This is a genomic window from Ligilactobacillus sp. (genome assembly GCF_036846325.1).
Lineage (GTDB): Bacteria > Bacillota > Bacilli > Lactobacillales > Lactobacillaceae > Ligilactobacillus.
Genome location: NZ_DAIUCE010000067.1, coordinates 1 through 10,451, shown reverse-complemented (window position 1 = coordinate 10,451; position 10,451 = coordinate 1). Strand labels below are relative to the sequence as shown.

Genomic DNA, 10,451 nt, shown 5'->3' with positions numbered 1-10,451 from the left:
GCGAAATATCATACTGAGATTGTCGTAATGTCGGAATTGCACGACAAGAAGACTGACCAGCAGGAAATCTTTGAGGAAATCATTTCCTTGTTGCACGCTTTTTCGATGCGAATGTATTCAGGACGCCGTAAACGAATTAAGCAAGCCCTGGAGCAGGAAGAAAAGGCAGGTGAACGTGATGGCAAAACAGTTGAAGTCCAGGAAGAAGCGTCGTCAGACGCTGGAAAAGCTTCGTCAACAACAGACTGAACAGCAATACGACTACTTGACTGAACGTCACATTGTCAAGCCGTCGCACTCACACTTCCCGGTTCTGGTGCATTACGCCCATTTGGCTAATAACATCTACAACCAGGGACTGTATCGTGTTCGTCAGGCGTTATTTGATGGCCATTGGATGACTTATGGCCAGTTAAACACCAGCCTTAAGCAATCTAAAGAACAGCGTGACTGTATGCTTTACAGTTCAATGAACTCTGTGCATTTGGTTCAACAGGTTCTTAAGCTGGTAGCTCAAAACATGGAATCATGGCGTAAGGCTCGTAAAGCCTATGCTAAAAATCCCGGTAAGTTTACGGGGTGTCCCAGATTGCCTAAATATCTTAAAAAAGGCGGCATGATGTCATTTGTTGTTGACAACCAGACAGCTAAATTGCGTCAAACCGATAAGAAAACCGGTCGGCGCTTCGTTGAGATTCCGGTTTTAAATAACTTTAAAATCGAATTACAGCATCCGGAAACAGACAAGATTCAACAAGTGCGAATCATTCCTGAAAACGGCTGTTTTGTCGTCGAGGTTGTCTATAAAACTAATCAGACTGTTAACTACAAGCCGGATAATCACCGCTATCTGACCATTGATCCTGGATTAGACAACGCCTTTACTTTGGCTACAAATGTGCCGGGAATTCAACCGGTGATTATTAACGGTCGACCATTAAAGGCAATTAACCAGTATTACAACAAGCACCGGGCTGAATTGTCCCGAATCCTGGATTTGGCAAATTTACCAAAAACCAGTCATCGTTTAGATCGCCTTGATTTTCATCGAAACCAAAAGGTTATGGCATTTGCTCATGAAGCAAGTAAGCGTATCGTAAAATTTGCGCTAAGCCATGAGTTGAATACCATCATTATCGGTAAGAATAAAGGCCAGAAGCGCAGTGCCAGCATGGGCAAGCGGAACAACCAGAACTTTATTGGAATTCCGCATCAAAAAATCATCGAAATGATTAAATACAAGGCCAATCTGGTCGGAATTGCGGTTATTCAGCACAATGAAGCTTACACCAGTCAGACTTCGTTTCTTGATGGCGAAGCTCCTGTTAACAGCAATGGCGACAAGGCACGTAAACGTCGCGGACTTTCGCCGGCCAGACGCCGCATTAAGCGTGGATTATTTCGTTCCAATAATGGAACGTTGATTAACGCCGACGTGAATGGCGCTTTACAAATTTTACGAAAAGTAGTTCCGAATGCATTTGCGGACGGAATAGAGGGCATGGGATTGTGTCCCGTCAAATTAAACTTGTCGTTCTAGGTAGAGTTTAATTTGATTCCTGGCAATTTGAAGGCCAGGCGAAGAATTTCGAACAGAAAGCACGAAAGCCAAAAGAACCGTAAAGTTGTCCTTTAGAATGGCGTTTTTCAGGAACGCTATTCGCAACCCCAGTTACTTCAGTGACCGGGCCTGGAGGTTGGTTTGAGTAGGTTGAGTGAAGTCGTTAATTATATTCATATCACTAGATATAATTTGATATAGTTATACTAGAAATTCGCAATCTGATGAAATCACTATTAAAACTGACAAACACCCGTATGTCGGATTTAATGAATCTGAAATTAAGTCAATCGAAATAATTTAGCATCCGTAAGGGTGCTTTTATTTTTCCATAACGTGTTTAAGAGGTTCAAACATGGCTAGAGATGAAATGATATTTGGCGGTTAATTAAGTCCCTGTCAAGGGGGGATTTAAATTGTCGCTTTATGGCGGTTTAAATAGGAATTCCACCGGTAGCCTTAAAGGCTTCAAATAAACATTTGAATAAAGTATCCTGTTTCTGATCCAGGGTTAGTTTTAAAAACTTGAATTTGGAATAAGGCAAGACATATAAGAAAATACTGAATGTATGTGAAACACCGTTCCGATCGGTCATTGTGACCTGTTCTTTCCAATCAACTTGAGCACTTAATCCAATTGTATGCTCAACTCTAATCGTCGCTTTTTTTGTTTGTGCTTTACGAAAACGACGACAATAATCTTTAACGATTGTGTACTTGCCAGTAAAGCCTTTTTCAACGATAAAGTCATAAATCGATCTGGCAGAACAACCTGCAGCGTATTTGTCTTCAATGATGTCTCGATATCCGTCTAGCTTACTGCGACGGATTCGATGCTTCCTATTTAAACCGCCGATTTCCTACATTTTACAACCACCCTTTACATCTTACTCCATCTCGTATTCTTGCATAAGGTATACATATTTTTTCATTCCTTTTCATATAATTGTCTTTTCTAGGATCCTTTATTCATATCACTGCTTCCATTCCCTGTGTTGTTACAAGGATTACCTTGCCGAAGCGTCTTACAGAGCCATTAGGAAACCTATCAGGACTCTGTTTCAGAGCAGTTCTAACGTAAGCTTCGTTCTTGCCCCATATTCTGGCAGCTTCCTGTACGGTCAGAATATCAGGACTATTTAGATTAATCATGTCAATACCACTTATTTAATTATGCCTAGCCGGAAAGTACCTTGGAGAAAAGATGATTTACACACAATCAGGGCTTGACTGCAACATCATATTATGCAAGTTGGAACAGGCAAAATGTTTTACTAAAGAATTTAAAAAATCAGTAAAAACAGCGCTTGCATAATTTAGTAAAATATAGTAAACTGGAAAAGTAGAAAATAACGTATTTACTTAATGAGGTGCATAAATTATGGAAAAGGCAGAATTAGAAGCAAAATTTGAAAAAGTTTTTGGTGCAAAACCGGAAAAGACGTTCTTTTCCCCAGGCCGCATCAATTTGATCGGCGAACACACGGATTATAATGGCGGCCACGTTTTTCCGTGCGCAATTACGCTTGGAACGTACGGTGCAGCTTCAAAGCGTGCTGACAGCAAGCTTAATTTCTATTCGGCCAATTTTGAAGACAAGGGCATAATCGAAGTCGACTTAAACAACCTTGTTTATGATGAAAAGGACAATTGGACAAATTATGCAAAAGGCATGATCAAGTTCCTGAAAGAAGACGGTTATGAAATTGATGCCGGAATGGACATTTTCATTGAAGGAAATATTCCCAACGGATCCGGTCTTTCCTCTTCTTCCTCGCTTGAACTTTTAATCGGCATCATCTGCCAGGAACTTTTTGAACTGGATACGGATCGTCTCGATCTCGTAAAGCTTGGTCAGAAGACGGAAAACAAGTTTATCGGTGTAAATTCCGGAATCATGGACCAATTTGCAATTGGGATGGGTCAGTCAGGCAAAGCTCTGCTGCTTGATACGAATACACTTGAATATACGCCGGTTCCGCTTGATTTGAAAAACAACGTCATCGTAATCATGAATACGAACAAGCGTCGTGAACTTGCAGATTCCAAATATAACGAACGTCGTGCAGAATGCGAGAAAGCCTTGTCCGAGCTTCAAGCAAAACTCGACATCAAGTCTTTGGGCGAGCTTGACGAGTCAACGTTTGACGAATACAGCTATCTGATTGAGGATGAAGCACGTCTGAAACGCGCCCGTCATGCGGTGCTTGAAAACCAACGCACCTTAAAGGCTGAAAAAGCTCTTGAAGCCGGCGATCTTGAGCGCTTCGGACGCCTTGTCAACGCATCTCATGTTTCGCTCGAACACGACTATGAAGTAACCGGTGTTGAACTGGATACGCTGGCACATACGGCCTGGAAGCAAAAGGGCGTGCTTGGTGCAAGGATGACTGGCGCAGGCTTTGGCGGATGCGGCATTGCAATCGTTGACAGAGACTGTGTCGAATCCTTCAAGGATAACGTTGGAAAGGCATATACGGAAAAAATCGGGTACGCACCATCGTTTTACATTGCGGAAGTCGCTGACGGAACAAAGGTGCTCGATTAATCAGATTGAAAAGTGCGGTGAATTGAAATGGATTTGATTGAAAAATTTGTTGAACAAGTAATTGATAAGTCTGATTATACTGAAATTGATAAGCATTATTTGTATAATCACGTTTTGCATCTGGTTGGCAAATGCGAGAAAGAGTGTCGGGAAGCAAGCATCATCGACGTAAAGGACGCTTTGGTCGAACAGGCCGTTTTGAATCAGAAAATTGATGATTTGGCTTCCTCAAAGGATTCCCTGGGATGCGAGCTGATGGATTTGATAACGCCGATTCCAAGCGTTCTGAATCATCGATTTAATGAAATGTATGCTCAGGACAAAAAACAGGCAATCGCTGATTTTTACGAGCTCAGCAAGGCAAACGATTACGTCAAGACGAAGGCGATTGCCAAAAATATCTATTTCAAGACACCGACTGACTATGGAAATCTTGAAATTACAATCAACCTTTCCAAGCCGGAAAAAGATCCAAAGCAGATTGCGCTGGCTAAAAAACTTGCACCGTCAGGATATCCTCTGTGTCAGCTCTGCATGGAAAACGAAGGATATTATGGGCGCGTTGATCATCCCGCAAGGACGAATCACCGAATCATTCGGTTTAATCTGGGTGAAGAAGTCTGGGGCTTTCAGTATTCGCCGTACGCTTATTTCAACGAACACTGCATTTTCCTTGACGGCAAGCATGAGCCGATGGTAATCTCCAGGGAAACGTTCAGCAATCTTTTGGAAATCGTCGAAAAATTTCCCGGATATTTTGCCGGAAGCAATGCCGATTTGCCGATTGTCGGCGGATCGATTCTGACTCATGAGCATTATCAGGGCGGTCGTCACGTTTTTGCAATGGAAGAAGCTCCCGTTGAAAAAAGTTTCAGATTTGCCGGGTTTGAAAACGTTTCTGCCGGGATTGTCAAGTGGCCGATGTCGGTGATTCGCCTGAATGGTTCCGATAAAGAAGAATTAGTGGCATTATCCGCCAGAATTTTAGATTCCTGGCGCAAATACAGTGACGAAGAAGTTAATGTCAAAGCATTTGATGGTGACGTTTTGCATCACACGATTACGCCAATTGCGAGAATGAAGAACGGCAATTATGAGCTTGATTTGGTTTTGCGCGACAATCAAACGTCAGAGGAATATCCTGACGGAATCTTCCATCCTCATAAAGACGTGCAGCATATCAAAAAAGAAAATATCGGCCTGATTGAGGTCATGGGACTGGCGATTTTGCCTCCGCGCCTTAAGGACGAGCTTGCTGAAGTCGGAAAGTACATTTTGGGAAAATCAAACGAAATGAAAGAATATCATCGCGTTTGGGCTGATGAAATCAAGCAGAATCACCCGGAAGCAACTGCAGAGAACATTACGGAAATCGTTAATCAGGAAACAGGAAAAGTCTTTGCCAGAGTACTTGAAGATGCGGGCGTGTACAAACGAAACAAAGAGGGACAGGAAGCTTTTATGCGTTTTGTTGAAAACGTCGGATTAGAATAATTCTCATTTGAAGATCTCCGTTGATTTTAAAATCAACGGAGATCTTGTTTTTATCAGCAAGGCAATCAATCAGGCGATGGGAAATCAGAATAAAATTCACATTTTTTTCTAATTTTGCATTGCTAAAAGATAGATTTCGTGATACGCTTAATAACGTAAATGATAATAGTTCTCAATTAGAAATTAAAACAGGCGTATTCGGGAGGAAAGAGAAATGCAAACATTGGCACAAATCAAGCGCGAGGGGCGTTGCATAATTTCAAAGATTGATGGTTCAAAAACGTTGGTGCGACGCTTGGCAGAGTTGGGGATGGTTCGTGGCAAAGTAGTTACGGTGATTGCGACTGCTGATTCAAACAGCGGACTGTTGATTTATTTTCAAGGTCAAAGACTGGCCGTCAGTCCTGAAATGGCTGAGTGCATCGAAGTTCTGGATCTCGGCAGTCTTGACGACAAGGATCTTGTTTCTTTGGATTCGATTCCGTTGAAAAAGTCCGGCGTGGTCGTCAAACTGAACGGATCAAAGGAACTGCGTCGTCGTTTAATGGATATGGGGCTGACCCGCAATACAATCGTGACCGTACAGCAGGTTGCACCGCTGGGCGATCCCGTGGAACTGACTCTTCGCGGATACAAACTTTCGTTGCGGAAGAGTGAAGCCGCAAACATCATGGTTAAGGAGGCGAGCTTATGATTAACGTTGCTCTTGCCGGAAATGCAAACTGTGGAAAGACGACTTTGTTCAATGCCCTGACCGGTGCCAATCAGTTTGTCGGGAACTGGCCCGGAGTTACCGTTGAAAAGAAATCCGGCCGCCTGAAAAAACACAAGGATGTCGTCATTCAAGATCTTCCGGGCATCTATTCCTTGTCCCCATACAGTCCGGAAGAAGTCGTTTCCAGAAGATATCTGATTGACGAGCGTCCGGACGTGATCGTCAACGTGATTGACGGAACGAATTTGGAGCGTAATCTGTATTTGACACTGCAATTGATGGAAACCGGCCTTCCGATAATCTGTGCAGTCAACATGGTGGATTTGCTCAAAAAGCAGGGCAAGCGCATCAACTTGAAGAAGATGGAGTATCTGCTGGGCGTGCCGGTAATTGGAATCAGTGCCTTGAAAAAGACTAATCTGGATGTGCTGATTGACATGATGATTGAAGAAAAGCACAAGGGATATTCTTTTCCTGAGTATGATGATCGTCTTGAATCGGCTCTGTCAATGATTGAAGATCAGCTTCGCGGAGTCGTGTCGGATGAAGATCTGCGCTTTTATGCAATCAAGTTCTTTGAGCACGATGATGACGTTTGGGAAAACATTGCGCTTGATTCAACGCGTCGCAGCAAAATCGAAGAGCTTGTCAAAACCGCCGAAAAAGTTTTTGGCGACGAGACCGGGAGCATCATTGCCAATGCGCGTTACGACTTCATCGCCCGCATCGTTGACATGAGCGTCGTCAACGAAAAAGACTTCGTCATGACGGCATCTGACTATGTCGATATGGTGGTAACGAACAGAATCCTTGCGTTGCCGATTTTCGTCCTGGTCATGTGGCTCGTGTACTATATTTCGATTCAAACGATTGGCGGTGCGGGTTCTGACTGGGTCAATGACGTTTTGTTCGGTGATCTTGTGCCCAATACGGCAACGGCGCTGCTTAAAAGCTGGCACGTTGCATCGTGGATGCAGGGACTCGTAATCGATGGTATCATTGGCGGCGTCGGAGCAGTTTTAGGCTTTGTTCCGCAAATTGCAGTCCTTTTCCTGTGTCTCGGTATTTTAGAAGATTGCGGGTACATGGCGCGCGTTGCATTTGTCATGGATCGCATTTTTCACCGTTTCAATCTCTCCGGCAAGTCCTTTATCCCGTTGCTTATTTCGACAGGATGCGGCGTGCCGGGAATCATGTCAACGAGAACGATTGAGAGTGAAAAAGATCGCAAGATGACGATTATGCTGACGACGTTCATGCCCTGCTCAGCCAAATTGACGATTATCGGTCTGATTTCAGGGACTTTCTTTCCACATCAGAGCTGGGTTGCACCGTCAGCGTATTTTATCGGGATGGCTGCCGTCGTCTGTTCCGGCATTTTTCTGAAAAAGACACAGTTGTTTGCCGGCGAGACGCAACCGTTCGTTATGGAACTTCCTGCCTATCACCTGCCGAAGGTCTTGAATATCCTGCGTTATTCGTATGAACGTTCGATTGCCTTTATTCAAAAGGCCGGCACGATTATCTTTGCTTCGATGGTCCTTATCTGGTTCCTGTCCTCATTCAACTTTAAGATGCAGATGGTTTCTCAGCAGGAAAGCATGCTCAAGACGATCGGTTCAATTTTCGTTCCGATTTTCAAACCGCTCGGATTTGGCGACTGGCATGCATGTGCCGCAGTTTTTGCCGGTCTGATTGCCAAGGAGAATTGCATCAGTACGATTCAGGTTACGTTTGGTAATCCGTCAAATGCAGTCTTTGACAAACTCATGCTGTCGCACTTCTCTTCATTTGGTGCTTACGCCTTTTTGGTCTTCAATTTGCTTTGTGCACCGTGCTTTGCGGCAATCGGCGCAATGAACAAAGAGTTTGGCGATTACAAGTGGACGCTTCGAGCCGTGGGATATCAGACGCTTCTTGCGTACCTTGCCGCATTGGTTATTTATCAATCGTCGGTTATTCTTTCCGGAAGCTATACATGGCTTAACGTTTCAGGTGTAGTCATTGGCGTTTTGGTTTTTGCCTACGGATTGTTTATCAAGCGTCCTGCCAGGACTGTTGATGACGAAAGTCGTCTTGCGAAAGAAGGAATTTAAATGGTTGCCACGATAATTTTGTCTGTTCTGATTTTTGGTGCTTTTTTCCATATCGTTTATACGCGTTTTATCAAAAGAACCAAAGGGCATTGCGATTCTTGTCATGATCAGGGATGCCCGTTGGTTGATGTCCATAAGATAAGCGCTAAGAAGGGTGAGTGATTTAACAGCCGGTTTCGTTCAGAGACCGGTTGTTTTTTTTGAGACAATTGTTCCAATTAGTATCGAAAAATTTGTATGTTGTGACAGCTAGTGATATACTGTATTTGTGAAAACGATTTCAATACGATTTCTAAGGAGTGATTTGTATGAGTACGCGTGAGAGATTTGCTGAAGAAGAGATTACAAAGAAGAACCATATTTTCTCAAGAACAAGAACGACGATTGAATCTGCATTTTACGGAAACAACGTCGTCGATGTTTCAAGCGTTGAACAAGCCTATCGTCTGGCCGAAAAATCCAGTGCGACGATAGTTACCGATCTGCCGATTATTCATACTAAAGAACTTGGCCTTCCGGCTGATGCAAGGATGATCGTCGACAATCATGGGGACGTTGTCGGAAGAACGGCCAGGGCAAGGCGGCGCATCGGGTCACCGGAAGTTGATGATGACAAGCTTGATGGTGTTTTGCGCGAAGCAATTTATTCTGCCAGGAGTCGTAAATTTTATAAGACTGACGTGGTTGTAGGGCTTGATGAAGAGTTTATGCTGAAAGCGCATCTTGCGATTGCGGAAGGATTTGAAGTCAATCTTTTGTCATACATGCTGAATTTTCAATTCTTTAATGACGAATATGCAAAAAGGTACGATAATTCAAAACGATATGATGAGGGAGACATCTATCTTTATGCCGATCCTTTGTGGCATGACGATGCATATCCTGAAGGGCTTGTAATCATTGATGCCAAGCACAATGCGGCGGCTGTCTTGGGCTTGCGCTATTTCGGCGAGTTGAAGAAGGCGACTTTGACGCTTGCCTGGGCAACGGCTCACAGAAACGGCTATACTGCTTGTCATGGCGGCGAAAAGGCTTTTCATTTCAAAGACAGAGATGATAAGGTTTTTGCATTTTACGGGCTTTCAGGATCCGGAAAGTCAACACTGACTCACGCAAAGCATGACGGCAAGTTCGATATTACCGTTTTGCACGACGATGCGTTCGTAATCAATCGGAAAGACGGGAGTTCCGTTGCGCTTGAACCGGCATATTTTGATAAAACAAACGACTATTTGCCGGGGACGAAGGAAACGAACTATTTTACGACTGTGATGAATGTCGGAGTAACTTTGAACGCTGACGGCAAAAAAGTTCTGGTGACGGAAGACCTTCGCAATGGCAACGGACGTACAATCAAGTCGCGCTATGCTTCAGTTAACCGCGTTGATCGTGAAAAGGCGCCGATAACGTCGATTTTCTGGATTATGAAGGACAACAGCCTGCCTCCGGTTGTCAGGCTTGAGGATCCGGTGACTGCGGCAACTTTCGGCGTGACGCTTGCAACAAAACGTTCGACGGCTGAAAACGTTGCGAAAACGGCCAGGGATGCGTTAGTGATTGAGCCTTTTGCCGATCCTTTCAGGGCTTATCTTCTTTCTGAGGACTATGCCGATTTTAAAGAGTTGTTTGAAAACGGCGTTGATTGCTACATTGTCAACACTGCTGATTTTAATGGACAAGACATCGATAAGGACGTAACACTTAAGATTCTTGAAGACATTGCAACCGGTGCTGATGTCTGGAAACCGTTCGGACCGCTCGAGAACATGAGCTATATGCCACTTGACGGCTATAATCTTGATTTTTCAGATGAGGAATACAAAGAAGAACTTGCCAGTCGATTTGAAATTCGTCGTGATTGGATCAAAAATTATGAAGAAACGCATCCGCATGCACCGCTTCCTGAAGAAATCATTGATTGTCTGAATGGAATGATTAAAAAAATTAAGTAGTTTTTTGAGACTGAAAGATTGCTTTCAGTCTCTTTTTTTGACCTTAAATGCCCAAAATGAATCAAAAGAGATCAATCTATGTCAT

Annotated in this window: 7 protein-coding genes and 2 pseudogenes; 7 read left to right on the top strand and 2 right to left on the bottom strand. The window is 43.7% G+C overall.

Features of this window, described 5'->3' with window-relative positions:
* Together V7Z60_RS07100 and V7Z60_RS07095 are read left to right on the top strand one after the other, a co-directional pair.
* Positions 1-249, top strand: a pseudogene (locus tag V7Z60_RS07100) (hypothetical protein); the annotation flags it as partial.
* A complete protein-coding gene (locus V7Z60_RS07095; RefSeq protein ID WP_334117140.1) occupies positions 179-1,540 on the top strand; it encodes an RNA-guided endonuclease InsQ/TnpB family protein in 1,362 nt (453 codons plus the stop codon). The pseudogene V7Z60_RS07100 and the gene V7Z60_RS07095, both read left to right, overlap by 71 nt.
* A gap of 461 nt (positions 1,541-2,001) precedes the next feature.
* On the opposite strand, the pseudogene V7Z60_RS07090 reads toward V7Z60_RS07095, so the two are convergent.
* Both V7Z60_RS07090 and V7Z60_RS07085 read right to left on the bottom strand, forming a co-directional pair.
* A pseudogene (locus V7Z60_RS07090) lies at positions 2,002-2,403 on the bottom strand (IS21 family transposase); the annotation flags it as partial.
* A gap of 127 nt (positions 2,404-2,530) precedes the next feature.
* The gene (locus V7Z60_RS07085; protein WP_334117139.1) at positions 2,531-2,713 is read right to left on the bottom strand and encodes a helix-turn-helix domain-containing protein; all 183 of its coding nucleotides are present in this window, start codon (positions 2,711-2,713) and stop codon (positions 2,531-2,533) included.
* 229 nt (positions 2,714-2,942) lie between these two features.
* Between V7Z60_RS07085 and V7Z60_RS07080 the strand changes: the two genes are divergently transcribed.
* The 5 genes from V7Z60_RS07080 (at position 2,943) to V7Z60_RS07055 (ending at position 10,366) form a co-directional block, all read left to right on the top strand.
* Positions 2,943-4,109: a galactokinase gene (locus tag V7Z60_RS07080; protein ID WP_334117138.1), complete on the top strand. Its 1,167-nt coding sequence runs from the start codon at positions 2,943-2,945 to the stop codon at positions 4,107-4,109.
* A gap of 27 nt (positions 4,110-4,136) precedes the next feature.
* The gene (gene galT, locus V7Z60_RS07075) at positions 4,137-5,603 is read left to right on the top strand and encodes a UDP-glucose--hexose-1-phosphate uridylyltransferase (RefSeq protein ID WP_334117137.1); all 1,467 of its coding nucleotides are present in this window, start codon (positions 4,137-4,139) and stop codon (positions 5,601-5,603) included.
* 214 nt (positions 5,604-5,817) lie between these two features.
* Positions 5,818-6,297 (top strand): FeoA family protein, encoded by a 480-nt coding sequence (locus V7Z60_RS07070; RefSeq protein WP_334117136.1) that lies wholly within the window; start codon positions 5,818-5,820, stop codon positions 6,295-6,297.
* Positions 6,294-8,414, top strand: coding sequence for a ferrous iron transport protein B (gene feoB / locus V7Z60_RS07065; RefSeq protein ID WP_334117135.1), 2,121 nt, complete (start codon positions 6,294-6,296; stop codon positions 8,412-8,414). The genes V7Z60_RS07070 and feoB overlap by 4 nt, the downstream gene beginning before the upstream one ends.
* Positions 8,415-8,722: 308 nt before the next feature.
* Positions 8,723-10,366, top strand: coding sequence for a phosphoenolpyruvate carboxykinase (ATP) (locus V7Z60_RS07055; protein ID WP_334117133.1), 1,644 nt, complete (start codon positions 8,723-8,725; stop codon positions 10,364-10,366).
* Positions 10,367-10,451: the final 85 nt, after the last annotated feature.

Excerpts from the sequence above, each read along its gene's own strand:
- V7Z60_RS07080 (WP_334117138.1), top strand. The coding sequence starts at position 2,943 with ATGGAAAAGGCAGAATTAGAAGCAAAATTTGAAAAAGTTTTTGGTGCA.
- V7Z60_RS07055 (WP_334117133.1), top strand. The coding sequence starts at position 8,723 with ATGAGTACGCGTGAGAGATTTGCTGAAGAAGAGATTACAAAGAAGAAC.
- V7Z60_RS07095 (WP_334117140.1), top strand. The coding sequence starts at position 179 with ATGGCAAAACAGTTGAAGTCCAGGAAGAAGCGTCGTCAGACGCTGGAA.
- galT (WP_334117137.1), top strand. The coding sequence starts at position 4,137 with ATGGATTTGATTGAAAAATTTGTTGAACAAGTAATTGATAAGTCTGAT.
- V7Z60_RS07085 (WP_334117139.1), bottom strand. The coding sequence starts at position 2,713 with ATGATTAATCTAAATAGTCCTGATATTCTGACCGTACAGGAAGCTGCC.
- V7Z60_RS07070 (WP_334117136.1), top strand. The coding sequence starts at position 5,818 with ATGCAAACATTGGCACAAATCAAGCGCGAGGGGCGTTGCATAATTTCA.
- feoB (WP_334117135.1), top strand. The coding sequence starts at position 6,294 with ATGATTAACGTTGCTCTTGCCGGAAATGCAAACTGTGGAAAGACGACT.